The sequence below is a fragment of the Cloacibacillus sp. genome, assembly GCF_020860125.1.
Taxonomy (GTDB): Bacteria; Synergistota; Synergistia; order Synergistales; family Synergistaceae; genus Cloacibacillus.
The window spans coordinates 1-25,119 of record NZ_JAJBUX010000071.1 but is presented as its reverse complement, the minus strand read 5'-3'; the positions used below and the strand labels follow the sequence as shown (position 1 = coordinate 25,119).

The following is a 25,119-nucleotide window of genomic DNA, read 5'->3' as shown; positions in this document are numbered from 1 at the left end:
GGCGTGAAGTCTTGCCGGGCGCCGCTATTATATTTTATGTAAATACCGCGCCGCTTACAAGATACGGTTGACTAGAGTAAACTCTAACTGATATACTAGCCAGCATGTTTAGAATGATACCGTTGATCCTGTTTATATATGTCTGGCTCCGCCTCGTTCTGCCGCTTCCGCTCAGCGTTTCCGCTAAGGCGGCGCTTGCGGCGGTACTCTGCGCCGCGTCGCTCAAGCAGCAGTTCTTTGCCGCTGCCGGCGGCAACTTCTTTTCTCCGGAGCTGCCCCGGTGGCTCATCGAGCTTTACGGCGCCGCCTTCGGCGCGCTCTTTCTGCTCTTTATCTTTACGCTGCTGAAAGATCTCCTGCTGATAGTTCTCGCCGCGGCGAGACTATTATCTCCCTCGGTGCCGCATATCTTCCTCACGGTTGGAATGGCCCTGATATTTGCCGCCGCCGCTGTTTCTGTCTCGGTCTACGGCACATACGAGGCGCAGAGGCTGCCGCGGATACATGAGATGGAGGTATCTCTGCCTAAGCTACCGCCGGAGTTCAGCGGCTTCAAGGTCGTGCTGCTCAGCGACATACACATAAGTGCCTCACGCCGCGCCAATTATGCCGAGGAGCTTGTGGAAAGAGTCAACGCTATCTCGCCGGATTTGATCATTATAACGGGAGACTTCATAGACGGCGTGGTCAGCGAAAGGAGCGCCGATATCGCGCCGCTCGCGGGGCTGTCCGCGCCATACGGCGTCTACGGTGTACTGGGGAACCATGAATATTACTTCAATGCCGGTGAATGGAAGGATTTTATCGAAGGCTCACTGGGGATAAAGATACTTCTCAACGAGCACAGCCTGATAGAACGCGGCGGCAAAAATGTTGCCGTCGCGGGAGTAGCAGACCTCGCGGCGCTGCGCTTTGCGAACGCCGAGGCGCCCGATGTGAAAAAGGCTCTTGCCGGTGTGGCCGCCGGGATACCCAAGATAATTCTTGATCACCAGCCGGGCGCGGCGAAGAGAAACGCGGCGGCGGGTGCCGACCTTCAGCTCTCCGGCCATACCCATGGCGGCATGGTTCCGGGCCTCTCGCAGCTCGTGAAAAAGTTCAACGGCGGCTATGTCAACGGCTGGTATGAAGTAGACGGTATGAAGCTCTACGTCTCGCCTGGCACGGGAATCTGGAACGGCTTTCTGATGCGTTTGGGGGTGCCGTCGGAGATAACGGTGATGAATCTATCTCCTTCCGGCTAAGATACCTTTTGAGAAATGTCCATAATCATAAGATGGCGGGGAATGGCATGGTGAAACTTAACGAGGCGGATATTGAGCTCCTGAAAATGGCGCGCGAGGCGATAACGGCAAACTATGACCGCGGCGGATACCGCCATACCATCGGTGCGGCGGTACGCTGCCATAATGGTAAGATATATGCCGGCGTCAACGTTTATTCTCTGCACGGCGCCTGCGCGGAACAGGTGGCTATCGGCACGGCGATAACCGCTGGTGAACGCCTGTTTGAGACGATCGTCGCGGTGCGCGGCGAACGCGGTGAAGAGATAATCCCACCCTGCGGCAACTGCCGTCAGATACTTTCGGACTACATGCCCGAGTGTCAGGTCATCCTGATGGGAGAAGCCGCTCCGTTCAAAATAGGCGCGAAGGAGCTGCTCCCGTACGCGGCGCACGTGGAATACTGACATACGCGGCTCGTGTGAACAAGCTTGAGCGGCGGAGATAAGTCTGACGCGCGTAACGTTGAGTGCGGCTCTTCTGATTAATTATCCAGGACGGCCATTCTGAGGGCTTCTATGAGAAAGTTTGCGTACTTTGGCAGGTAGCGGTCTCTTCTTTTCACGATATAGTATGTGATGTAAAATTTCATATCCCCCACAAGATAATAACGCACGGGTTTTGTATAGGCGAAATTCTTTGTATAACTGAGGATATTGAAGGCGATGCCGAGAGATTCGGCGGCCATCTGCGACGCCGTTTCCAGGTTTTCGATTACCAGAGTTTTTCCCGGGTGCGCTCCGGAATATTCCAGCGCCATGTCGGTGTACATCCTTGAACTTTGGGTCGGGTGCTGGAGGATGAACCGCTCCCCATCAAACAGTTTCAGATCAAGCCACTCCAAGGTCTCCCCCTCGATGCGCACTCCGGATGAAGCAAGTGGGTGTGTCGGAGAGAGCACTCCAACCAGCCGGTCATTATATAATTCCTGATACTCAAGCGCGCCGTTCTTCACCGTTCTGTTAATTATTATGAAATCCAGCTCGCCGCTTATGAGCCTCTCGAAGAGGTCCTTACTGGTACTCTCCAGAATTTTTACATCGACGTTTGGGTAGCGATCCGAAATAGCCTTCAAAGCCATGGGAACTATGTAGGTAGTCCTTCTTGGGTGCAGGCCAAAATATACCTTACCGGTTACGTCGTTTCTCAAGTCGCTGATCTTGGCGTCCAGTTCCTGTTTATATCCGGTTATCAGGCGGGCGTAGGAGATATAGAGCTCTCCCGCGGCGGTGGGGACAAACTGTTTTCCCACTCTGTGAAAGAGGGCTGTTCCCGCACGTTTTTCAAGATTGCTGAGGAATATGCTCAGCGCGGGAGGAGAGATGTTCAATTCCTCCGAGGCGGTTCTGATATTGCCGTAACGCGCGATGGCCAGTAAATATTCCTCTTCCCGAACGTTCATGCTGAAAGCCTCCGAAAAATCTTATGTTAAATTTTATTTAATATTATCATAAATTTATTAAACTTGACGTAATATAAGTAAATTTTTATAGTTTTATCGTGTACAAGCGGACACCGCGATTCGGTTTCATCTATTTAAGTTTTTTAACCCCTCCGAGATGTCCTAAAGTCGAAAAAAATATTTTAGGGAGTGATTTTTGTAATGAGTGTGGGCAAAAAAAGATTCAACCTTGAGGAGATAAAGATACCTCATACCTATGTCATTATCTTTTCCATGATAATAATTGCGGCGATAATGACATACCTGATTCCTGCCGGAGAATATGCCAGAATCAAAAATTCCTTGGGAATCACGGTAGTAGACCCTTCATCCTTTCACTATGTAGAGCAGAATCCCACGGGGATAATGGGAGTATTCAGCGCCGTTCCGGAGGGGTTGAAATCGACCGCGACGCTGGTTTTTTTCCTCTTTATAATCGGCGGTGTATTTCAGATAATCAACTGCACTGGGACGATAAACATTTTAGTCAATAAACTGAGCCGCACCTTTGCCGGCAAAGAAGAGTTTATCATCCCGGTATTTCTCTTCACCTTCTCTCTCGGCGGAGCGCTTATGGGAATGTCGAATGAGGTGCTAGCCTTTGTTCCGATCGGAATAATGCTGGCGCGGAAATCGGGCTTTGATGCGGCGGTTGGAACCGCGATGGTCACCATGGGGGCCCTTGCCGGCTTCAGCGCCGGTACGATGAATCCCTTCAATGTCGGCGTCGCCCAGGAGATAGCGGAACTCCCGCTCTATTCCGGCATCGGCCTGCGGATCGTGCTTCATCTGACGTTCCTTGTTATCGGCAGCATATACCTGATGCGCTATGCGAAACGGGTAAAGGCGGACCCGTCAAAAAGCATCGTCGCGGACCTTGAGAAAGAGGAAAAAGCCATATCGATAGCCAACTCCGAGGCGCTGGGCACGGAGGGCGGCACAAGACATATCCTTGTGCTTCTTACCTTTGTCGCCGGTCTTGGATATATACTTTACGGGGTATTCAGGTACGAGTGGGGCATTATGGAAATGCAGCCGATATTTATGGCGATAGGCATTATCGGCGGACTGCTCGGCGGTTTGTCCCCGAACAAGATCGCTTCGGAGTTTCTTGTCGGTGCTAAAACTCTCGCCTTCGGCGCCCTCGTGATAGGCTTTGCGCGCGGGATACTTGTCGTCATGCAGCATGGAATGATCCTCGATACGATCGTCCACAGCCTTTCACTTGTGCTGCAGGCGCTCCCGTCAAGCCTTACCGCGCTGGGAATGTTCGTGGTGCATATTATCCTGAACTTCTTTATCCCCTCCGGCAGCGGACAGGCGGCCGCCACGATGCCGCTCTTCATTCCGCTGGCCGATGTAATGGGAATCTCGCGGCAGGTTACGGTGCTCGCCTTCCAGCTTGGGGATGGGATATCCAATGGGATAAATCCTACCTCCTCGAACATGAACTCTTTCCTGGGGCTTGCGAAAATCACCTATCCGCAGTGGATAAAGTTCGCCGGACCGCTTATTCTTATGTGGGAACTTACCGGCGCGGTATTTATAGTGATTGCGGGGATGATGAATTATGGACCGTTCTAATGTCGGCTGTGAAATGAAAAAAAAGCTGTCGTTAATGGTGGACTCTCTGGCCGGCGCGGCCTGCGCTATGTCGGACGATATCTTCGACAATCCCGAGACGGGGCTTGCGGAATATCATGCGTGCGGGCTGCTGACCTCATATTTGGAGAGTGCCGGTTTTGCGGTTGAAAAAGGGATTTATGGGCTTGATACTGCTTTTCGCGCCGTCTACGAATGTGGCGCGGGCGGTCCGTCAATAGGCCTGCTGTGCGAGTACGACGCTATAGAGGGGCTCGGACACGGCTGCGGCCACCATATTCAGGGTCCGGCTATTGTGGCGGCGGCAGCGGCTCTTAAAGCGGTGTTTGACGGCTGTCCTTATAAGCTGGTCGTATACGGGACGCCGGCAGAGGAGACCATAGGAGGAAAAATCCTTATGCTTGAAAAGGGAGCGTTCCGTGATATAGATGTCGCGCTGATGACGCACGCCTCCCCGACCTCGACTGTGGATGTCAAATCGATGGCCATGCAGTCGTACGAAGTAACGTTCCACGGTAAATCGGCTCACGCGGCGATGAATCCCGAGATGGGGCGCAGCGCGCTGGACGCGCTGCTGCTGGCCTGCAGCGGAGTGGAGTTTATGCGGGAACACGTTCGCGACGAGGCGCGCATGCACTATACAATAGTTTCCGCTGGCGGTCCGAGCAACGTGGTCCCCGCGGAGGCGGAGGGTGAGTTCGGCATTCGCTCATACGATACGGAGTATGTCATGTCGATGGCGGAGCGGCTGAAAAATATCTTCAAAGGCGCGGCCCTGATGGCGGATGTCAGCTATGAGATTCGCGAGGGGACATTTTTCAAAGCGAAGATACCGTTGCTATCGCTGAACGATCTGATCATGGAGAACGCAGTGGCCGTTGGTATGCCTACGATAAGGCCGCCGAGAGAGAAGACGGGCTCCACTGACTTTGGAAACGTTATGTATGAAATACCCGGTTCGTGTATAAGATCAGCTTTTGTCCCGGAGGGGACTCCCGCCCATTCGCAGGACTACCTAGATGCCGGCAAGTCGCAGGCGGCGCACGACGCGCTGGCCAACGCGGCGAAGGTGCTGGCGCTGACGGCCTATGACCTGATAAGCGATCCCGCGAAGATGGCCAAGGTCAGGGATGAATTTAACGCGAAAAGATTCGGTAAGCAAACAGTTTAAATAATAAAGTTACCGGCGACTGCGTGTGCGGGCGCCGGTAACTTTGTCGTCCCGCTCATTTTAGACGAGAACCGCGGCGTACGGCGCAAACATGAACTACGAAAGCTTAGTGCCCCGCGGATGATATTCCTTATCTTTCCAGTACCACCATTTTAGCTTTTCCGGATCGCGCTCTTTGTTCTCGGCATAATAGACGGCGAGCCGGAAGACATAGAGTACGCAGGAATCGTCGCGGAAGCCCTTAAAGAGGCAGTCCCGCTCAAAGAGCGCCTCCGGCTCCTTGCCTATCAGCTCTTCGATAGAGCTGATGCCGATGTTCATAAGATGACGCTCCATATTCTCCCCGATGCCGGGAATTTTTCTTAGATTGCTTTTCATTGTTTTTACGGCTCCTGTTTGTCCGGCCGGTTGGGTCTTCTTTTGATTCGCAGCAGCCTGATGAGATCGGGAAAAAGGGACTCATCCGCCGGTTCAAACATCATCCATTTCCCGTCGTGATAGGTTTTAGCGCCGTCATATATCTCCCGCGTCTTTTGGGAGAAAGTCTCCCTCTCAGACTCGAACTTCGCTCTCTCCGTCCGGCCGAATATCACCATGAAGCCGATGGCCTTTTCTTTCGCGTATAGCGAGCAGAGGGTCTTTCCTCCGCGGCGGTATTTATATTCATAGAACCACAGCCGGCCGCCGCCGTTCCAGCTCCCGGTCATGTCGTAACTGGCCTCTATCATGGAACGGAGCCCTTTCCATACCGCGAAGAGCCCTTCGCCGACGAGGGCGCTCATCTCTTCATCAGAGGGGATTTTTTCAAACATTGGCCACCGCCTTCTCTCCGCGGGGACTCCCGCGGGTGAGTTTTTATACATTATCATTGTACCATGACAGGGGTATGGAGTCGTAAGCACCCGTCGCCGCAAAAGTAGTGAAATAATCCGCAGGATATGGATATATAGTTGACAAAACAACCGGCTATAGTGTAAAATAACAGAATAAAAAAATATTGTAACGGAATGCAGTCAGGGAATCCGGTGAGAATCCGGAACAACCCCGTTGCTGTAACTGGGACGAAAGCGCACCGTGCCACTGCCGAAGGCGGGAAGGCGCGCCGGTAGGATGATCAGGAGTCAGAATATCTGTTGTATCCGTATGAGTTGCAGCTTGCGAGGGCGAGTAGCAGCGTTTGCTTGGCGTATATGGCAGAGGCTCCGTCTTTGGGGCCTCTGCCTTTTTGTTTTTGTTTGTAAAAATTTAACAGAGGGAGTGTTTTTATGTATCATCTGTGGAGGAAAACAGCGGTTGTTTTCTTGTTTTCGTCATTGCTTGCCCTGCCGGCGTTCGCGGCGGAGAAGGCAGTCAGCGCCGACGTGGCTGAGGTCGCCGCGGTGGAGGTCACCGGTTCGCACCTCGCGGAGTCGACGGCGGACGTACCGGCGCAGACCTATGTAATCACGCGCGAGGATATCGACAACAGCGCCGCGCGCGACGTCCAGGATGTGCTGTCGAAGGTGCCGGGCGTCAACGGGCTTTTGAACAGCGCTTCGATGGCGCAGTCAAAGGGAATAACGGTGAGAGGATTGAATTCGGAGGTCCTGTTGTTGGTTGACGGCATTCCATATATGGGTGCTGATTACGGCGTAGGCGCCGATCTTGGTTCTCCGTTTGACTTACGCAGCATAGCGCTCACCGATGTTGAAAGGATAGAGGTCGTGAAAGGCGCAGGTTCTGCGATCTATGGCTCCAACGCGGCCGGCGGCGTCATCAATATCATAACGCGCAAACCCTCTGATAAATCAAGCGGCAGTATAACTTTAGAGGGAGGCAATAAAGAATGGTTCCGCGGAAATGTGCGTGGAACGGTGGTGCTCAGTAATGACCTGAGAGTGAGCACAGGCTACACGAGGACGCAGGAGGGGGAGACGAGGATCAGGCTCGCCGACCCTGCCAGCGGACTTTATGATAACGCGCTTGATTACCGTGGAAATGATTATTACTTTGGCTTTACGAAGGGGGCATGGTCCTTCCTCGGCGAAGTAGGGGATTTCAAATCTTCCTGGAATTACACGGATACCCTTTACGGCGGCGGAACCTCTGAAAATAGGCAGGATAACAAATATCAGAGATTTACGCTGAACTACGCCGACGGTGTGAATATGGGACGCCTATATTATCACAAAAACGAGAGGACCATTTATGACACCTCCGGCGAGACGAATTATGACGGCAATACCTTTGGTGCCACATATAACAGGAAACAGGAGATCGGAAATCTTCCCTTTGTCTTCGGCATGGATTTCAGAAGGGAGAAAGCTGAATATTTCAACCATGATAATCCCTGGGGAAATAATCAGCCGTATGACAACACAAGAAATGAGTATGCTCCCTACATAGAGACATCCATACCCATCGGCTCCGCCGCTTTCGACATAGGGTTACGTTATGAGTATTGGGATCTGGATAACGGAGAGGACGCGCATGAGTTCCTGCCGCGTTTTTCGCTGAACTGGGCGAATAAGAACGGGCTTCTATACTATGCCACCGTCGGTCGTTATTTTTCAATGCCGAGTTTCTATCAGATGTTCTACTCGGACGCGTTCGGTTTTTGGCTGCCGAACCCCAATCTAAAACCTGAGAAGGGCTGGACATACGATATCGGCGTCAAGGATGATGCGGCAAAGAACCCATGGAGCTTCAATGTGTTCTATATGGATATGGAAGATAAAATCAATATGAACGACAGCTATACACAGTACATCAACGTCGACGAATACCGCGCCTGGGGCTTTGAGGGTCAGTACAAGTGGAATTTCCATGAGAACTGGTCATACACGCAGGGACTATCGTATCTGCACGCGGAAGAAAAGACGGGCAGTTCTGACTGGACGCGTTCGAATATGCCGCGCTGGGATATTTCCGGAATCCTGAATTTCAAGAAAGACCCGTGGAACGCCGAGCTGTCCGCTCATTACTACGGAGACCGCCAGCTTACAAGCTCGGGCTCTGCCGCCTACGACGACGAAGACATCTTCATCGTTAACGCCGCGGTGTCATGGAAGGTGGACCGCACTACCATTAAGCTCGCCTGCGTCAACCTCTTTGACAAAGAGTTCTATCTTAACAATAACGGCTACATCAACCCGGAGCGCAGATTCATCCTCTCCGCGACCTACGAGTTCTAACAGCCTCTGTCCTTAGAGGACAAGCGTTTCTTTCCGCCTGAGGGCCCCGGCCGGCACACCCGGGGTCCTTTTTATTGGAAACGGTCAATCGGCAATTCCCTATGCTGTATACTTATCTCAGAAAATATAGAGCTGAGAGGTAGACGAGCTATGAACATACTTGTGATAGACGGACAGGGCGGCGGCATCGGGCGGCAGATCGTGCAGTCGGTGAGGACGAAGATGCCGGAGGCCTCGGTGACGGCGGTGGGTACCAACAGCATCGCGGCGGCGGCGATGCTCAAGGCGGGGGCGAACCGGGCCGCGACGGGGGAAAATTCCGTTGTCGTCTGCTGCCGCGACGCGGACGTCATTATCGGCCCCGTCGCGATCGTGATCGCGGACTCGCTGCTCGGCGAGATCATGCCGGTGATGGCGGCCGCCGTCGCGCGCAGCGGCGCGAAGCGAATACTCGTTCCCGTCAACTGCTGCAACAACATCATCGCGGGCGTGCCGGACCTCTCCGTGGGCAGGCTTGTGGAATGTGTTATGGAAGAGCTGCAGAAGCTTTTCCCGCAGGGTAAATAAAAGACCGTCCGCGAAACGCCCATAGCGTCACGCGGACTGGTCTCTATCTTTTATCTTTGTACGGCGATACTGTCCACGACCCGGCGGACGTCGCCGAGACATCAGGTTCCGCGGGGATTTTTCTCGTGGCAGCGGCAGCCGCCCCGTTCAAGCTCCGCCGTGATCTTTTCCATGATCGTCGAGCGGCCGTTTTTTATATAGTCGTTCTCGATATCGCCTCTTGTAAACGAAAAACAGTGGCAGATTATCTCCTCCGCGCCGCGGTTTTCGGCCCTATCCGCAGTCAAGCTATTTCTCCTTAAAGTCTGCCGATCAGCGCCGCGTAAAATTTCGCGGCATCCGTTATCTTTTGCACTTCGCAGTTTTCGTCGCGCATGTGGGCCAGCTTGTATTCGCCGGGGCCGAAGCCGATCGTGGCGATCCCCATGCTCACGGGGGTGACGGCGTTGGTGCCGAAGTCCCAGAAGTCGTATCTCTCGGGGGCTTTGCCAAAGGTCTCCGCATAGGCCGCGTTTGCCGCGAAAAAGAGCGGCGACTCTTCGTCCAGCTTCCAGGCCATGTGCAGAGGTTCATAGACCAGCGGCGCGCCCTTCCAGCTGGTGCGGCGCAGCGTGCCTGTTTCCCAGGAGGCGCGCTTGCCGCGGATGAGCTCCTCCATCTCCGCGCGCACCTTCTCCTCCGTTTCACCTAGCACGAGGCGGCGGTCGAGGTATATCTCCGCTTCGCTGGGCACCGCGTTCAGCGAGGCGGTGACGCAGCTGATGTCGGAGAGTACGATCGTGCCGTGGGGACTGCCCTCATCCGTGAGTTTTTTATTGAGGGCCTCTACGCGCCCGATGATTTCCGCCATCTCGTAGACGGCGTTTATGCCCTTTTCCGGCGCCGAGCCGTGCGCGGAGAGCCCGTGGGTCTTTATGCGCATCTGCGCCTTGCCCTTGTGGCCGAGCGTTATCACGTTGTCGGAGGGTTCGCAGATCACGACGAAGTCGGGGCGCAGCGAAAGCTCCCTGTACATCATTTTGATGTTCTCGCCGTCGCAGTATTCTTCGCAGACGGAGCCGCTCACACATATTCTTTTATCTTTGGTATGGCCCAGTTCGCGCGCGAGGGCCGCGCCGTATACCGAGGCGGCGAGGGCGGACTTCATGTCCACCGATCCGCGCCCGTAGAGCCGCCCGTCCTTTATCTCCGCGGCGAAGGGCGGGAGCAGCCACGCCTCCGCGTCGTTGACCTCGACGGTGTCCATGTGGGAGTCGAAATGTATCAGCCTCTTTCCGCCGCCGATGAAGCCGACGGCATTACCGGTCGAATCAATGAAGGCCTCGTCGTAGCCCAGCTCCCGCATCTTGGCGACGACCGCCTCCGCGACCGCGCCCTCATGGTCGGAATAGCTCTGCAGACGGACAAGCTGACGCGCAAATTCGATAAGCTCTTTTTCTAACCTCTCAGACAGTGACATGAACATCCCTCCGCTTGGCAGTGAAATCATCTCCTAAAAGTATATCAAAAAAGGGCCCGGCGCCCTTTCGCAGGCGCGGAACCCTTTAGGCAATTCCCTATTCGGTCTATCCGAGGATTATGCGCTCGTCGGCGAAGAAATCGGTGATCGCCTTCTTGATATATTTATCGACCATCTTCTGGGCGTCCTTCTGCAGATCGCAGCGGTGTTCCTCAAGATATCTCGCCGCGGCGTCCTGCTTATCTTCGGGAACGCCGGACATGTCGATGATACATTCGATACATTCCGTGTTGAACTCCGGCAGATCGACGCGCGCGATGGCCTCTTCCGCCTCGTGACGCCTGTTTATCGTCGTCTCGGTCACGGTGTTGGTTCCTTTGCCCATCGCCGTCATTTCCTGCGCGAAGTTCTGCGCGTCGGCCTCGTAGTCGAAGGCGAGAACTGAGGCGATACCGTTGCAGTCCTGCTGAACAACGACCCATATTTTTTCCTGCATGAAGAGCCCCCCTTATTTTGTGTTGTTATCATCCACAATTAATATACAACAAAAATAGAGTCCTGTGGATAGAAAAAATGGAGAAATGTAAAATTTTTTCTATGGTACGCATACCGGCGGTATCGCCGCGCCCTATTTTTCCATAAACCTTTTTATCTCCGCCGCCGATTCTTCGTCGAATTCGCGGTCCCGGAAATAGTACTTCATATCCTCCGCGGTTATCTCCCTTATGACTCTGCAGGGGTTGCCTACGGCCAGCGACATGGCGGGGACATCCTTTGTCACGACGCTGCCGGCCCCGATCACCGAGCCGCTGCCGATATGCACGCCCGGGAGGATGATCGCGCCGCCGCCGATCCACACATTGTCGCCGATTGTGACGCCGATCCCATATTCATAGAGGGAATTTCTCACCGCGGGATGCAGAGGATGCCCCGCCGTATAGATCGCGGCATTGGGCCCCATCAGGCAGTTATCGCCGATAACCACCTTCGCCACGTCGATTATCGTGCAGTTGTAGTTGGCGTAAAAATTCTTCCCCACCTCTATATGAAAGCCGTAATCGCAGAAAAAGGGCGGATTGATGACGGCGTTTTCCGATTTCCCGAGCAGCTCTTTCACTATCGCTTTGAGCTCGGCGAAGTCCGCCAGGTCCGTGTGATTCAGCCTATGTAAGAGCCTCCGGCAGGCCCGATATTCTTTAAGGACCTCGCGGTCCGCGATATAAGGCAGTTCCCTGTCTCTTCGTTCAATGTTGTTCATGACGCCGCGCCTCCGAATTTAGTGCTAAAATTTCACGCTCTTTCAGCGGGGGAATCTGCCGCCGCCCCGCTGGCGCTCAAGAGGTAATATACTTCGGAGAAAATTACGCGTCAACGGCGGCGAAATGATTTTTACAAAAGAAAAGGGCCGGAGGGTAACTGCCCGCCTCCGGCCCTGACGTTATCATTAAATTTTTATCTGCCGCACTTTTTCAGCAGCTTCGCCCAGCTCCCGTCGGCGTCGCGCTGAGCCGCCTCGACAAGGTCGAGCCGCTCGGCCCCTTTCTTGAAGAGGTGAGCGTAACGTCCCTGCGCGCGGAGGAAATCCTCAAGCCGGCGCGGGTTCTTTGGCTCGTAGGAGAGAGAATACTCTCCCTTCACAACCTCGTAGACGGGCCAGAATTTGCTGTCCACCGCCAGCTGGCATATCTCCATCTGGTTGGCGGGGTCTATCTTCCAGAAGAGCGGACAGGGCACCAGCACATTGACGAAGGCGGGGCCCGGCGTTTCGACGGCGCGCTTTACCTTCGCTATGAGATCGAAGGGGTTGTGCAGCGAGGTCTGCGCGACATAGGGGATGTCATGGGCCGCGACGATCTCCGTGAGATCCTTCGCGCGCTGCAGCTTGCCGGGAACGGCGCTGCCGGCGGACGAAGTGGTCGCGTTCGCGCTCTGCGGCGTCGCGCTCGAGCGCTGCGCGCCAGTGTTCATATAACCCTGGTTGTTATAGCAGATATATGTGAAGTCATGGCCGCGTTCGAGCGCCCCTGAGAGAGACTGGAGGCCAATATCATAGGTGCCGCCGTCGCCGCCGAAGGCGACGAACTTGATGTTTTTGTCGATCCTGCCCCTCTTGCGGAGCACCTTATAGGCCGCCTCGATGCCGGAAATGCCCGCCCCGGCGTTCTCAAAGGCGATGTGCATGAAGGGCATGCGCCAGGAGCTGTAGGGATATACGGTCGTCGAGACCTCCATGCAGCCCGTCGCGCTGACCACGACCACCGGGTCGTCGACGCCCATCAGCGCCTGACGTATCGCCGTGGGCGCGCCGCAGCCGGGGCACATGCGGTGTCCCTGGGTCAGCGGACTGGCCTTTTTAGTAAGTTCCTTTATATTAAGCGCGCACATCTTCGTCACCTCGCTCAAGAAGCCCGATAAAGCGCGCCCGCGCGCTGTAATCTCCCGCCGCCATCCTCTCAAAGACCGCCCGCGCGTCCTGCGCGTAGAAGTCGCGCCCGCCGAGGCCGAAGATATACTCCTGCGCCGGCACGCGCTCTTCGAGGTTATAGAGCACGGACTTTACCTCCGCTGCGAGCGGGGCGGTGCCGCCGATGCTCGCGCTGCGGTCGAGTACCGCGATCCCCTTTTTGCCGCGCGCGAGCGCGGTAAGCTCCTCCGCCGGGAAGGGGCGGAAAAAGCGCACGCGCAGCGCGCCGGCCTTAACGCCCTCCTCGCGCAGTTCGTCTACGACGTCCTTGACGACGCCCGCCGCCGAGGACATGATGACGATCAGATAATCGGCGTCCTCCGCGCGGTAGCTTTCGAGCGGCGCGTAATTGCGTCTGGTCTCCTTTTCCAGCTCCGCGGCGAGTTCGCGGTAGACGGGGAGGACGTTGTTCATCCCCTCCATCTGATTGCGCTTTATCTCAAAATAATATTCCGACATGGTGAAAGAGCCGTACGAAACGGGATTATCGGTATCGAGCAGCGGATAGGCCGCCGTTCTTTCACCAACAAAATTCTTCACAGTCTCGTCCGCCAGCAGTTCCACCGGTTCATAGCAGTGGCTGGTGATAAAGCCGTCCTGGCAGACGAATACGGGGGTCAGCACGCGTGGGTCCTCCGCGAGGCGCGTCGCGAGCAGTACGCTGTCGTACACCTCCTGCGCGTCCTCGCAGTATATCTGTATCCAGCCGGAGTCGCGCTCAGGCATGCTGTCCGAATGGTCGCAGTGAATGTTGACGGGGGCGCCGAGCGAGCGGTTCACGAGGCCGAAGACGATTGGCGCGCGGAAGGCGGCGGCGATGGGGAATATCTCGTGCATCAGCGCTACGCCGTTCGCCGAAGAGGCGGTCATCACGCGCCCGCCGGAGATCGAGGCGCCGACGCAGGCCGAGATGGCGGAATGTTCGCTCTCGACGGCGACATACTCCGAATCGACCTTGCCGTTGGCGACAAAATCGGCGAAGCGCATCGGGATCTCTGTGGAGGGCGTTATCGGATAGGCGGCGACCACGTCGGGATTTATCTGGCGCATCGCCTCCGCAAAGGCGAGGTTGCCCGAGGTCATGACCTTCATCTTACTTGACATGGGCGCCTACCTCTCCCGGGTTCTCTCCCGACGGGGCCGCCTCTCCGGCAAACGAGGCCTCGGAACGCATCGTGATCGCCTTGGTGGGGCAGAGCTTCTCGCAGAGGCCGCAGCCCTTGCAGAAGAATAAATTTATCCCGCAGACGCGGTTGTCGGCGTTAAGCTCCACCGAATCGTCCGGGCACTGTATCCAGCATTTGAGGCAGGATACGCACTTACCGGCGTCGATGATGGGGCGCATGGAACGCCAAAGCCCTGTCTGCACCTTGAGGGCGGAGGCTCCGAAGGCTACCGTGCCAAGCGGGACCTCCTGCCAGCATTGCGGCTTGCTCATGCGAACACCGCCTCCGTGCGGCCGCGGAGTATCGCGCGGCGGTTGGCCTCGAGCACCGGCTTCGGCAGCTTCGTCATCTTACTGGTGAAATGATTTACGAAAGACTCCACTGGGACGTCGGTAAAGACGTGCGAGAGAGCGCCGAGCAGCGGCGCGTTGGGACGGTTCTGTCCGAGCTCCTCAAGAGTGATCTTCGTCGCGTCGATGACGAGCACGCGGGCCTTGGAGGTCACGCCGAGACGACCGCGGAGGACCTTCGCGTCCTCGGCGCTGTTCACGAGGTAAACGGCGTCCTCTGTCGAGCCCTCGGTGGGATTGGCGCTCTCGACCATCGTCGGATCGACGACGACCACTATATTAGGATTCTGCACGCCGCAGCGGCGGCGTATCGGAGAATCGGAAACTCTGTTATAGGCGCGGATCGGCGCGCCCTGACGCTCTGCGCCGTATTCCGGGAAGGCCTGAACGTGCTTGCCCTCTTCAAAAAGTACCTCCGCGAGTATCGCCGAAGCGCTCTTCGCTCCCTGTCCGCCGCGTCCGTGCCATCTTACCTCTACTGTCTTCTGCATTTTGTTTTCCTCCTTGATATGTAAACCCTTTGTTTTTAATTTTTGATATAAAAAAGGGGCCCTTTCTAAGTCGAAAGGGCCCCTTTACTCGCTTGACAAACGGCGCTAGACGCCGATCCTGCGAGGAGGAGCCGCGTTAATAATTATAATTATTATGTTCTGAGTGCCTGTACTTCTTAACATAACGTTTCCTCCTTCTTACAGAATGCGGGAATGATAACACTCATTTATCTTTATGTCAAACCTTTAAAATAAATAACTTATGAGGCTGAATACAAGATATATAGACATTATTAAAAAGATAAATCTCTTTTATGCTTTGATAATTAAGCCTAAACGAACTTGAGCGTAATAAAACACTGATTTATGCGGCAAAATTACTACAGGATAAAAACCGCCGCGGCCATAAAAATGACAGGCGTCCGCGACATGGCGCCTGTCAGATATATATAGTGCGCGCGGGCAGCTAGCGCTCCTCTTCTTGGCTTGAACGCCGGTAGACCCGGGGGACGCGTTTGCCGACGCAGCATAAAAATTCATAGGGGAAGCGCCCCGAAAGCTCCGAGAGCTCCTCGACGGGGATACATTCGCCGCCGTCCCTTCCCAGCAGCGTCACCTCGTCTCCCTGGCAGACGCCGGGGATATCCGTGACGTCGGCCATGAACTGGTCCATGCAGATGCGTCCGATGATCCTGGCCCGCCGTCCGCCTATCAGCACGCTGCCCCTGTTTGAGAGGCTGCGCGGGTAGCCGTCGGCGTAACCGACCGGTATCGTCGCGATGCGAGTGTTGTCCCGCGTGGTGACGTAGGTCCCGCCGTAACTCACCGGCACTCCAGCCTCCACATCCTTTACGTGGGAGATGTGGCTCTTTATCTCCATCGCCGGTCTCAGCCGCACGCCGGTATTCAGCGTTTCATCCGAGGGATAGACGCCGTAAAGGGCGATGCCCGGCCGCACGGCCTCCATATCGCCGTCGCGGTGCCACAGCGACCCGGCGCTGTTGTTGCAGTGGCGCATCGGTATCTTGATGCCCGCGCCGTCCACGAGGCGCAGGAAAGTATGAAAAATATCCAGCTGGCGGGCGGTGAAAGAGGGCTCGCTTTCGTCGGCGCGCGCGAAGTGCGTGAAGATACCCTCAAGCCGCAGGTTTGGCAGCTCGCTGATCGCGATGATCTCCGCAAGGCTTTCGTGCGGCCCGCGGAGGCCGATCCGCGACATTCCCGTGTCGACCGCCAGATGCGCCGGCAGGATACGCCCCGCCCTCGCCGCCGTGCGCGACAGCTCCCGCGCCGCCGCGAGGCCGAACACCGTAGGACGGATATCCCTCTCCACCAGCGTTTCGTAGTCTTCGGGAAAAGTATACCCCAGTATCAGCACCGGTTTCGTTATCCCGCCCTCCCGCAGCTCCACCGCCTCCTCTGTGGTGGAGACGGCGAATCCCCAGAGGCGGCTCTCACGCTCGATGGCCTGTGATATCGGCACGGCCCCGTGCCCGTAGGCGTCGGCCTTCACGATGGCGATCATCTTTACGCCCTCCGTGAGATTGCCGCCGATATTCTTCAAATTTTCCGCGATGGCATCCAAATCTATGGAGCAATAAATCCTGTCGTGTCTTTTCATAAAAACTCCGCTGCCTCAGTTGGCATCCGTATCTTCTGTCAAGATGCTGAATATCTTTACCGGACGGACATAATATTTTTTCAGCATCTTGCGGATATCGTCAATGTTGATCGGTTTAGTAAGGTATCCGTCCATACCGGAGGCGTAGGCCTTATTCATATCTTCCGCGAAGGCGTTTGCGGACATGGCGGTTATCGGTGTGCGCGGACGCCCCTCCGCTTTCTCAAAGCGGCGTATCTCGGCAGCTGCCTCATTGCCGTCCATCCGTGGCATCTGGATGTCCATAAATATAAGCTTGTAATAACCCTTTGGCGTGTTTTTTACCATACTGACGGCCTCGCATCCGTCCACGGCCTTATCCACCGTGACTCCGAGATTCTGTAGGAACTCTACGGCAATCTCCATATTCAGCTCGTTGTCTTCGACCATAAGCACGCGTCCATCAAGAAGTGCGTCACCTGTCTCCGGTGCCGTCTCCGCCGTTTCATGCGCGCCGAGTATCAGGCCGTGCATGATATGGTAGAGACGGGACTTGAAGATAGGCTTGGCAAGAAAGGCGTTGACACCGGCTCTCCGAGCCTCTTCTTCGATGTCGGTCCAGTCGTATGCCGTGAGGATAATTATAGGGATATCCTCCCCGACGATGCTTCTGATGCTGCGTGTTGTCTCAAGGCCGTCCATCTCCGGCATCTTCCAGTCGATGATCACGGAATGGTAGTCCTGCGCTTTATTGTGAGCCTCTGCGACCCTGCTGACGGCCTCCGCGCCTGTCAGTACCCATTCGCTTTTCATCCCGATCTCTTCGAGCATCTTCGCCGTATTCTCGCAGACGTCGCCGTCGTCGTCCACCACGAGGGAGCGCAGTTCATGTAAGAGGCTGAGGTCCAGAAGCTCGGCATCCCTTTCTGGCAGCTTCAGCGGCAGCGTCACGGTGAAAACCGTCCCCTTCCCCGGCTCGCTGGCCACGGCGATCTGTCCGCCCATCATTTCGACGATATTCTTTGTGATAGCCATGCCCAGGCCGGTGCCCTCTATCCTGCTGTTGGTGGAAGTTTTAGCCCTCTCAAAGGGGTCGAAAATCTTTCCGATAAAATCCCTGGGGATGCCGATCCCAGTATCGCTGATGGTGAATTGATATATCCCGTAACCCTTATAACGCGGCGGCAGTTCACGGATATCCAGCCTCACCGTGCCGCCCTCGGGCGTGAACTTGACGGCGTTCCCGATGATATTCAGCAATATCTGGTTGATTCGCAGGCTGTCGCTGATGACGCGCTCATGCTCAATGCCGGCGACGCTGACATCGAATTCCAGCCGTTTGCTCTTTGCCTGCGGCTGGGCGATCGTGATGAAGCCGTGAATCAGCTCAGGCAGCACGAACTCGTCTTCATTCAGGCCCATCTTTCCGTTTTCGATCTTGCTCATATCAAGCACATCATTGATCAGACTCAGCAGATGTTTAGATGAGGCGGTTATCTTCCCGAGGCAGTTCATCACCTTGGCCGGCTCGTCTATATGTGTGGTTGCGATGGCGGTCATTCCGATGATTGCGTTCATCGGTGTGCGAATATCGTGCGATATGTTGAAGAGAAACTGTGACTTGGCGGCGTTAGCGTTCTGCGCGGAGCGCAGCGCCTCCTTCAGCGCGTCCCGCATTTCGCGCTCCTGCCTTCTCTTGGCCTCCAAAAGTTGCCGGTATATAAAGAGCGAGATGAAAACGGCGAGCGTGAGGATCGTTGAAAGTATTATCGTATTGCGGCGGATGTCGAGAGAGAGCCGGTGGAAAAGATGGAATTTTCTCATTGAGTTGGCGCTCATGTCGCCGGTTATGCGGCTCATCTCATCAACTTTGGGCACGATATTTTCGGCGTAAAAAGCCCTTGCCTGTTCTGAGGTGAATGCGGGATCTCCGCAGAGGGCGAGCAGCCGCTTCTGGTCGTCCCGCAGTTCGAGATATATCCGCTTCATGCGCAGCACTTCGCCGGGGGCGGTCAGATAGCGCGAGGCCATAAAATCGAAACTTTTGATAAACGACGCGTCAATGTCGCGGTAATGCCCCCGTATGGCCTCGATCACGCCAGGCGTGCGAGTATAAAAGAGACGCTCGGGCAAAGTGCGCAGCAGCGACAGTCCGGCGTTGACCTTGCCGACCTCGATAGCGATAGGGTAGGGATGGTTGCCGATCATCTCCACCTGCTCGACGATCCGGTTCGTATTGACCAGGGTTATTACATAATAGGCGATCAGTATTCCTATAAGCAGCCACGAAGTCCATTTCGGAAGATTCTCCGTGTCAAACATGAAATTTTTCTTCAAATATTGGGACATGGCGCACACTCCGTCGTTTGATATTTATACCCGTTCCAGCGGCTGTAAATGTGCGGTATTCACAGCGCAAATGGTTCGGCCTTGAGAGAATCAAGCGCAAACTTACTTACTTATTATATGTACATCTCGGATAAAGGCAAGGACGAGGGCATCATTATATACGGCATATACGGCAGATAGAAAAACGCCCCTCTGGATCAGAGCTCGGTTGACCGGCCTTTGCCGTTCCAGCAGCAGGCGCGCATATCGACGCGTCCGTCGGGGAGGAATACTACGCCCTCCGCCTCAAGCAGCGCGCGGCAGGCGGCGCCGTCCACACCGCCGGCGATGGAACCATCCGCCCTGACTACGCGCTGCCACGGCAGCCCCTTCGGAGAGCGGCGCATCGCCCAGCCGACCTGCCGCGCGGCGCGCGGGCTGTCGAGCATCCAGGCGATCTGTCCGTAAGAGGCGACCTTGCCGCGAGGTATCTTTTTTACCAGCCTATAGACCCGGTCAAAAAAAGAATCCAAAAACATCTCTCCTTTTTACCTTCCGCTTAATTATACATTTTTGCTGGCGCGCCGCCGATGCCTTTTGGAAATACGGGAGTCATTTTATTTGTGCATTTTGCTGAGATGTAAATGTTTTCAAACCCTTCCAAATATTAAAAAATTACAATTTGCCAAATAGTGGAAGTATAAAAATATAATATATAAATAGTATATAATATAATTAAAATATGTTCTATAAGATAATGTTGACAGTAGTAACCTAACCTTATTATCTCAGAATATTATCACTAATAATAGTTAATATCAAATTTAGTCAAAAATTAGCACTCACCTATTGACTCTGCTAACAAAGATGTTATAATTCTTTTTGAAAAGAAGAACAGCGGATGCTCTTCGAAGCGGCGGAATCTCCGCCGGGGTATCGCATTAAGTAATAATTTAAGGAGGAATGCACAATGATAATGCCAAAACTTTTCGGAGAAAATCTATTTGACGAGCTGATGGACGACTTCCCCTTCGTGGGCAGGATGCAGATGCCGGCCCTGGGCGGCGGAATATACGGCAGACGTGAGAAAAACCTCATGAAGACCGACGTGAAAGAGAAGGACGGCAGCTATATCCTCGACATCGATCTGCCGGGGTTCAGGAAGGAAGATATCAAGGCCGAGCTCAACGGCGGCTATCTGACGATCAGCGCCGACCGCAGCTATGAGAGGGAAGAAAAACCCGAGGACGGCAAGTTCATCAGAAGGGAATGTTTCTCCGGCAGCTGTTCGCGGACGTTTTTTGTCGGCGAAGAGGTGAAGCAGGAGGATATCAAGGCGAAATTCACCGACGGTATCCTGACCGTCACGCTTCCGAAGGAAGAACAAAACAAACTTCCCGCTAAAAACAACCTCATCGCCATTGAGGGATAGATAATATAATTGATGGCAGCAGGCCGCCGGCGAAAGCCGGCGGCTTTGTTCGTTATCCTTTTTTTATCTTTTCCGCCATGCGTTTCCCCGCCTCGAAGGCCTTCCGCAGTTCGCGCGGCAGCTCGCGCTCCCGCCACTCCGCCTTTTCCCGTTCGTCCCAGCCGTCCGCGACAAACTTGCCGTAGTCTGTGAACTGGTAGGTGTTGAAGGCGCAGAGACGTTCCGGCCTCTTATAAACCCTTGTCACATAGCGTTCAAAAAAATCCAGCGGCCCGCCCTTCGCCTCTCCGATATACTCCTTTGTCATCACCGGCTCCTTGACGTTCATTGTGTAGATGACGGCAGTCTCCGGCCTCTTGGGCGCGATGACGCTGTATTTTTTGTCGTAGACGACGAAGGGGAAAAACAGCCTCTCGATGAAGGCGTGCAGCTGCGGCGTTATCGTGCCGAAGTAGACGGGCGAGGCGAATACCACCCCGTCGGCGTGCGCCACGGAGTCGAGCAGTTCATAAATCCCGTCGCGCCATCCGCAGCGCCCGTAGGAGGGGCCGCCCCTCGCCTTGCAGGCGAAGCAGCTGCGGCAGCCGGTGTAACTGTAATCGAAGAGGCGGACCCTCTCGCTCTCCGCTCCCGCTTCGGCCGCCCCCCTGGCGAAGCTTTCGCACATCGCGGCGGTGTTGCAGTCTTTACGGGGGCCGCCGTCCAGAATATATATCTTCATATCATACCGCCTCTCACGTGCTAGTCGTGCGCGCCCGTGCCCTTCGCACCTGGGGCGATACCCTCGAAGGTGTTGTAAAAGACTGTATTGTCAAGGCTGAGGCGGTCTTCGTGCAGATGGCTCGGCTTCGCGCTCTCATGCGGATAGCCGGTCGGCAGGAGCGCCACCGGCTCGATATATTCCGGCAGCGCAAAGGCCGTTCTCACCGCGGCCGGGTCGAAATGTCCGACCCAGGTCGTGCCGAGGCCGAGCGCCGCCGCCTCCAGCATCATCTGCGCGGCGACGATCGAGGCGTCGACCACGCCCATGTCGCGGCCGTCGTAGGACCGTTTCCAGCTCGCCGTCTTGTCATAGCAGACGAGCAGCGCGAGCGGCGCGTTGAAATGATAGGGGGTGCAGTCCCTAAGTTTGGCGAGGCTGTCGCTGTTCTCAATGACCAGTATCCTCTGTGGCTGGTAATTTACCGCCGTAGGGGCGCAGCGGCCCGCCTCCAGTATCTGCGCGACCTTTTCCTCTTCCACCTTTTTCGCGGCGAATTTCCTCACGGAATAACGCTCTTTTGCCAGCTTTATGAAATCCATTTTCGCATCACCTCATAAATCAGATTTTGTAGTATGATGATAACAGTTGGAAAGAAATCTTCAAGTATGCAGTTTTTTCTGTGTGAGTATAAATTAGATACTATTGAAATGAGGCGCTGGCAATGGATGAAAAAGAATTTTTTTGCCGCCGTTCGGAGCTGGCGGACGACGGCGTATATACCTTGACTTGTCCCGTAACATACGCGCTGGGGATAATCGGGCAGAAATGGAAGCTGCCGATCCTCTGGCATCTATTCCCGCGCGAGGCGACGCGCTATAATGAGCTCAAGCGGAGCGTGCGCGGTATTACAAATATGATGCTGACGAAGTCGCTGCACGAGCTTGAAGAGCACGGCATTGTCGAACGGCGGCAGTATGAAACGGTGCCGCCGCGGGTGGAATATTCGCTGACGCCGCGCGGGCGTTCCCTGTTTCCCACGCTCAAAGAGCTCTACCGATGGGGTGATGAGCAGATGAGGCTTGACGAGCTTAGAAAGAAGTAAGACAAAAAGCGCCTCGCCAAAAAGGGCGGGGCGCGGGGCGTTCAAAGTATCTTGAAGTACGGCTGGCTGCTATGCCGCCGGTTCTATTTGGAGAAGCGTCTTCTTCCGGCGCGGTCGCCGTCCCTCTCACGGTCCCTGCGGAAACCGCCGTCGCGGCGGGGCGGCTTGGAGTCGGAACGGTAGGAACCGCGGCGCTCTCCGCCGGTCGAGGGCTTAACGGAGCTGACGGTCAGTCCGTCCTTTTCAAGGCGCTCTTTGCGCGCGTCAAGCAGCGCCGCGCCGCGCGGCGACAGTTCTACCGTTGCGCTTGTATCACGAAGCTTGATGTTTCCCACATCCTCGCGGCCGATGCCGATGTTGCGGCAGAGCGCGCCAAGTAGCGGTCCAACCTCCCAGCCGTCGTCGCGTCCCTGGGCGAACTGTACGGCGACGCCACCCGTCATATCCGGGCGCTGGAAACGCTCCTTGCGTCCGGGAGCTTTTTCACCGCGCGGCGCGCCGGAGTCCCGGCGGCCCTTCTCGCGATCCATCTCAAACTGGACGTCGTCGCGTATCGAATAGCCGGAGGGCTGGTCGCCGTAGGCCTTCGCGAGCAGTCCCGAGACGAGCGTGGGGGCCTCTTCGCGCTTCAGCAGCTCCATCGCCCATGACTCGAATTCATTCGATTCGAGGGCGTGCTCAAGGATATTGTTCTCAAAACGGATACGCGCCTGCCCTTCGATCTCCGAGGCGTCGGGAGCGGGGATCCATTCAAGTTTGAGCTTCGATCCCGAGTGCATTATCATCCCCTTGAACTGACGCGCCTCGCGCGCCGTGAGGAGGATGAGGTTGCTGCCCTCGTGACCCGCGCGCCCCGTACGGCCGCTGCGGTGCACGAAGGCTTCGAGATTCTGCGGCAGTCCGTACTGGAAAACATGGCTGACCGCGTCGATATCGAGACCGCGAGCCGCGACGTCTGTCGCTACGAGTATCGATACGCATCCGCCGCGCAGCGCCGAAAGGGCGTTGTTGCGCTCGCGCTGGCTCATGTCTCCGTGTATCGCGGTGGCGCGGAAGCCGATATCGCAGAGCTTGTCCGCGATGTCCTGCGTCTCCGCGCGGGTGCCGCAGAAGATCAGCGACTTGCTGGGGTTCTCCCAGATAAGCACGTTCGTGAGCCCCTCAAAGCGTCTGCGCGAGGGGATTATATAGGCCTTCTGCGTGATCTCGCTGTGCGAGGTGATGTCTGATACGAGCGAGATCTTCTTCGGCGCGTTAAGATACTGCTTAGTGAGCGAGAGCACCTCGGGCGGCATCGTGGCGGAGAAGAGCCAGGTGCGCTCCACATGGACCATCGCCTCGAGAATAGCCTCCATCTCGTCGTGGAATCCCATGTCAAGCATGTGGTCGCCCTCATCGAGGACGACGCTCTTGATATCCTCAGTCTTGAGGGTGCCGCGGCGCAGGTGGTCGAGAATACGTCCCGGCGTGCCCACTACCACGGAGGCGCCGTCGCGCAGCGCGCGTATCTGGCGCTCCATGTCAAGGCCGCCGACGAGCGTCGCCACGCGCACGCCGAGGTCGGCGCCGAGCCAGGCGAATTCGCGGGCCGTCTGCTGGGCCAGCTCGCGCGTCGGTGAGAGGACGATTATCTGCGGCATCTTCTCTCTCGCGTCGATCTGGTTCAGAAGCGGCAGCGCAAAGGCGAGCGTTTTGCCCGAGCCGGTCTTTGCCTGGACGATGACGTCATTGTCCATTACGCTTTCATCCTCAAGCACCGCCGTCTGGACGGGCATCGGATGCTCAAAACCCTTGCGCTCTATCGCTTTGAGCAATGCGGGGTTTAAATTAAAATCTGAAAATCTTTCCTGAATTTCCTGTGTCATTATAGACTACCTCCTAAATATATTGGGGGCGTTGAAAATCGCGTTCAGCTATATCGGCGTCCGCCGTCATGGAAACGCTCGGCTGTATAGATGATACAGTCGGTTTCTCCAAAAGGCATACGTCTGTTAGGTAAATATCTTTACGCAGTTTAAACAATAGACCGAATCAATATCGGTATCTGCCCCGTTGCATCAATGCACAAAATTCTTGTGACGCGCAATCCGGCCAGGCGGTAAGAAGAAATACTCCCAAGTTACATCGTACGCGGTGTAAAGAATTCATGCCGTTACGCGGCCTCATGCCGCGTAACCTATATATTATAGGCGATAGTTCAGAAAAGTCAACCGCAGATGAACAGCGTATATTGTGGCGCGTAGGACGTGCCAAAGAAAGGGCGCGAGCCTTTCGCCCGCGCCCTTTCTTTGGCTTTTATCCGTCCTTTTTCTTACGTTATCCTGTCTTTTATTTCCGTATTACCTTTTCCCTCTTCTCATCCAGAGCGGTATCAGCGTCAGCAGCGCAAGTGTGCCCGCTCCCGCCGTACAGCCTCCGCTGCCGCCGCCGTGCGGGGCCGGCTTGGGCACGGGGGGCTTGGCCTGACGGATTATCGCTATCGGGTCTATCACGGTGCCATCCTCTTCGCCGTCAAGGTCGTATTCGCCGCCGTCTTTTATGAATACGGCCAGGGTGTACATCGTCTCCGGCTCTATCGCACCCGTCACGATGTTATCGTCGGCGTCGTAGAGCGCCACCGTCTTGTCCTCTGTATCCTCCGCCTTCGTGACGACGCGGAAGGGTCTGCCCGTCCCGTCGGGGAATATTTTTATGACGCGTATCTGGCTCACGTCGTCTATTTCGCCGAATATGTCGCCGCTGACGGTGAAGCCTAAGGCCTGTGTTTTGCCCGCCTCTGTGAGGTGG

At 55.6% G+C, this 25,119-nt stretch carries 26 protein-coding genes and 1 riboswitch; of the genes, 8 read left to right on the top strand and 18 right to left on the bottom strand.

All coding sequences use genetic code 11. The annotated features are described in order from the left end of the window. Window positions 1–113 precede the first annotated feature (113 nt). Entirely contained in the window at window positions 114–1,244 is a 1,131-nt protein-coding gene (locus LIO98_RS09165; RefSeq protein WP_291955868.1) for a metallophosphoesterase, read from the top strand. Between the two features lie 47 nt (window positions 1,245–1,291). Beyond that, window positions 1,292–1,690, top strand: a complete 399-nt coding sequence (locus LIO98_RS09160; protein ID WP_291955865.1) for a hypothetical protein — start codon at window positions 1,292–1,294, stop codon at window positions 1,688–1,690. Between the two features lie 77 nt (window positions 1,691–1,767). On the opposite strand, the gene LIO98_RS09155 is transcribed toward LIO98_RS09160, so the two are convergent. Continuing rightward, window positions 1,768–2,685 (bottom strand): LysR family transcriptional regulator, encoded by a 918-nt coding sequence (locus LIO98_RS09155; protein ID WP_291955862.1) that lies wholly within the window; start codon window positions 2,683–2,685, stop codon window positions 1,768–1,770. Window positions 2,686–2,892: 207 nt separating this feature from the next. On the opposite strand from LIO98_RS09155, the gene LIO98_RS09150 reads away from it, so the two are divergent. Further along, window positions 2,893–4,308: a TIGR00366 family protein gene (locus tag LIO98_RS09150; RefSeq protein ID WP_291955860.1), complete on the top strand. Its 1,416-nt coding sequence runs from the start codon at window positions 2,893–2,895 to the stop codon at window positions 4,306–4,308. Then, window positions 4,295–5,497, top strand: a complete 1,203-nt coding sequence (locus LIO98_RS09145) for a M20 family metallopeptidase (protein ID WP_291955857.1) — start codon at window positions 4,295–4,297, stop codon at window positions 5,495–5,497. Before LIO98_RS09150 ends, LIO98_RS09145 begins: the two co-directional genes overlap by 14 nt. 96 nt (window positions 5,498–5,593) lie before the next feature. Here the strand turns inward: LIO98_RS09145 and LIO98_RS09140 are convergent, their stop codons facing one another. After that, window positions 5,594–5,875: a helix-hairpin-helix domain-containing protein gene (locus tag LIO98_RS09140; RefSeq protein ID WP_291955855.1), complete on the bottom strand. Its 282-nt coding sequence runs from the start codon at window positions 5,873–5,875 to the stop codon at window positions 5,594–5,596. Window positions 5,876–5,880: 5 nt separating this feature from the next. Next, complete coding sequence (locus tag LIO98_RS09135; RefSeq protein WP_291955853.1) at window positions 5,881–6,309, bottom strand: DUF3788 domain-containing protein; 429 nt, start codon at window positions 6,307–6,309, stop codon at window positions 5,881–5,883. Between the two features lie 163 nt (window positions 6,310–6,472). Continuing rightward, window positions 6,473–6,650: riboswitch (cobalamin riboswitch) on the top strand. Between the two features lie 148 nt (window positions 6,651–6,798). Here LIO98_RS09135 and LIO98_RS09130 point away from each other — a divergent pair. Both LIO98_RS09130 and LIO98_RS09125 read left to right on the top strand, forming a co-directional pair. Further along, window positions 6,799–8,670 carry a TonB-dependent receptor gene (locus LIO98_RS09130; RefSeq protein ID WP_291955851.1) on the top strand — a complete coding sequence of 624 codons (1,872 nt, stop codon included), beginning with the start codon at window positions 6,799–6,801 and terminating at the stop codon, window positions 8,668–8,670. 150 nt (window positions 8,671–8,820) lie between these two features. After that, complete coding sequence (locus LIO98_RS09125) at window positions 8,821–9,237, top strand: DUF3842 family protein (protein ID WP_291955848.1); 417 nt, start codon at window positions 8,821–8,823, stop codon at window positions 9,235–9,237. Between the two features lie 101 nt (window positions 9,238–9,338). On the opposite strand, the gene LIO98_RS09120 is transcribed toward LIO98_RS09125, so the two are convergent. The 11 genes from LIO98_RS09120 to LIO98_RS09070 form a co-directional block, all read right to left on the bottom strand. Further along, entirely contained in the window at window positions 9,339–9,524 is a 186-nt protein-coding gene (locus LIO98_RS09120) for a hypothetical protein (RefSeq protein WP_291955845.1), read from the bottom strand. Window positions 9,525–9,535: 11 nt separating this feature from the next. Continuing rightward, window positions 9,536–10,696: a YgeY family selenium metabolism-linked hydrolase gene (locus LIO98_RS09115; protein WP_291955842.1), complete on the bottom strand. Its 1,161-nt coding sequence runs from the start codon at window positions 10,694–10,696 to the stop codon at window positions 9,536–9,538. A 106-nt stretch (window positions 10,697–10,802) separates the two neighbouring features. Beyond that, on the bottom strand, window positions 10,803–11,192 hold the full coding sequence (locus tag LIO98_RS09110) for a hypothetical protein (protein WP_291955840.1): 390 nt from the start codon (window positions 11,190–11,192) through the stop codon (window positions 10,803–10,805). 132 nt (window positions 11,193–11,324) lie between these two features. Beyond that, entirely contained in the window at window positions 11,325–11,954 is a 630-nt protein-coding gene (locus tag LIO98_RS09105) for a sugar O-acetyltransferase (RefSeq protein WP_291955836.1), read from the bottom strand. Window positions 11,955–12,148: 194 nt separating this feature from the next. Then, window positions 12,149–13,081, bottom strand: a complete 933-nt coding sequence (locus LIO98_RS09100) for a thiamine pyrophosphate-dependent enzyme (RefSeq protein ID WP_291955833.1) — start codon at window positions 13,079–13,081, stop codon at window positions 12,149–12,151. Then, window positions 13,068–14,264 (bottom strand): pyruvate ferredoxin oxidoreductase, encoded by a 1,197-nt coding sequence (porA, locus tag LIO98_RS09095; protein WP_291955831.1) that lies wholly within the window; start codon window positions 14,262–14,264, stop codon window positions 13,068–13,070. The genes LIO98_RS09100 and porA overlap by 14 nt, the downstream gene beginning before the upstream one ends. Then, window positions 14,254–14,598 (bottom strand): 4Fe-4S binding protein, encoded by a 345-nt coding sequence (locus tag LIO98_RS09090; protein ID WP_291955829.1) that lies wholly within the window; start codon window positions 14,596–14,598, stop codon window positions 14,254–14,256. The genes porA and LIO98_RS09090 overlap by 11 nt, the downstream gene beginning before the upstream one ends. After that, a complete protein-coding gene (locus tag LIO98_RS09085) occupies window positions 14,595–15,167 on the bottom strand; it encodes a 2-oxoacid:acceptor oxidoreductase family protein (protein WP_291955824.1) in 573 nt (190 codons plus the stop codon). The genes LIO98_RS09090 and LIO98_RS09085 overlap by 4 nt, the downstream gene beginning before the upstream one ends. A gap of 466 nt (window positions 15,168–15,633) precedes the next feature. Beyond that, complete coding sequence (gene alr, locus LIO98_RS09080) at window positions 15,634–16,788, bottom strand: alanine racemase (RefSeq protein WP_291955823.1); 1,155 nt, start codon at window positions 16,786–16,788, stop codon at window positions 15,634–15,636. A 15-nt stretch (window positions 16,789–16,803) separates the two neighbouring features. Next, window positions 16,804–19,089 (bottom strand): response regulator, encoded by a 2,286-nt coding sequence (locus LIO98_RS09075; protein WP_291955820.1) that lies wholly within the window; start codon window positions 19,087–19,089, stop codon window positions 16,804–16,806. Between the two features lie 224 nt (window positions 19,090–19,313). Then, window positions 19,314–19,634, bottom strand: coding sequence for an MGMT family protein (locus LIO98_RS09070; RefSeq protein ID WP_291955818.1), 321 nt, complete (start codon window positions 19,632–19,634; stop codon window positions 19,314–19,316). A gap of 431 nt (window positions 19,635–20,065) precedes the next feature. On the opposite strand from LIO98_RS09070, the gene LIO98_RS09065 reads away from it, so the two are divergent. Beyond that, window positions 20,066–20,527, top strand: a complete 462-nt coding sequence (locus tag LIO98_RS09065) for an Hsp20/alpha crystallin family protein (RefSeq protein ID WP_291955814.1) — start codon at window positions 20,066–20,068, stop codon at window positions 20,525–20,527. A 52-nt stretch (window positions 20,528–20,579) separates the two neighbouring features. On the opposite strand, the gene LIO98_RS09060 is transcribed toward LIO98_RS09065, so the two are convergent. Together LIO98_RS09060 and LIO98_RS09055 are read right to left on the bottom strand one after the other, a co-directional pair. After that, window positions 20,580–21,248 carry a flavodoxin family protein gene (locus LIO98_RS09060; RefSeq protein WP_291955811.1) on the bottom strand — a complete coding sequence of 223 codons (669 nt, stop codon included), beginning with the start codon at window positions 21,246–21,248 and terminating at the stop codon, window positions 20,580–20,582. 20 nt (window positions 21,249–21,268) lie between these two features. Next, window positions 21,269–21,829, bottom strand: coding sequence for a nitroreductase family protein (locus LIO98_RS09055; RefSeq protein ID WP_291955809.1), 561 nt, complete (start codon window positions 21,827–21,829; stop codon window positions 21,269–21,271). A 122-nt stretch (window positions 21,830–21,951) separates the two neighbouring features. Between LIO98_RS09055 and LIO98_RS09050 the strand changes: the two genes are divergently transcribed. After that, entirely contained in the window at window positions 21,952–22,332 is a 381-nt protein-coding gene (locus LIO98_RS09050) for a helix-turn-helix domain-containing protein (protein ID WP_291955807.1), read from the top strand. 83 nt (window positions 22,333–22,415) lie between these two features. Here the strand turns inward: LIO98_RS09050 and LIO98_RS09045 are convergent, their stop codons facing one another. Both LIO98_RS09045 and LIO98_RS09040 read right to left on the bottom strand, forming a co-directional pair. Continuing rightward, a complete protein-coding gene (locus LIO98_RS09045) occupies window positions 22,416–24,197 on the bottom strand; it encodes a DEAD/DEAH box helicase (RefSeq protein ID WP_291955805.1) in 1,782 nt (593 codons plus the stop codon). 474 nt (window positions 24,198–24,671) lie between these two features. Next, window positions 24,672–25,119 (bottom strand): Synerg-CTERM sorting domain-containing protein (locus tag LIO98_RS09040; RefSeq protein ID WP_291955801.1); only part of this gene is annotated, 448 nt, incomplete at its 5' end.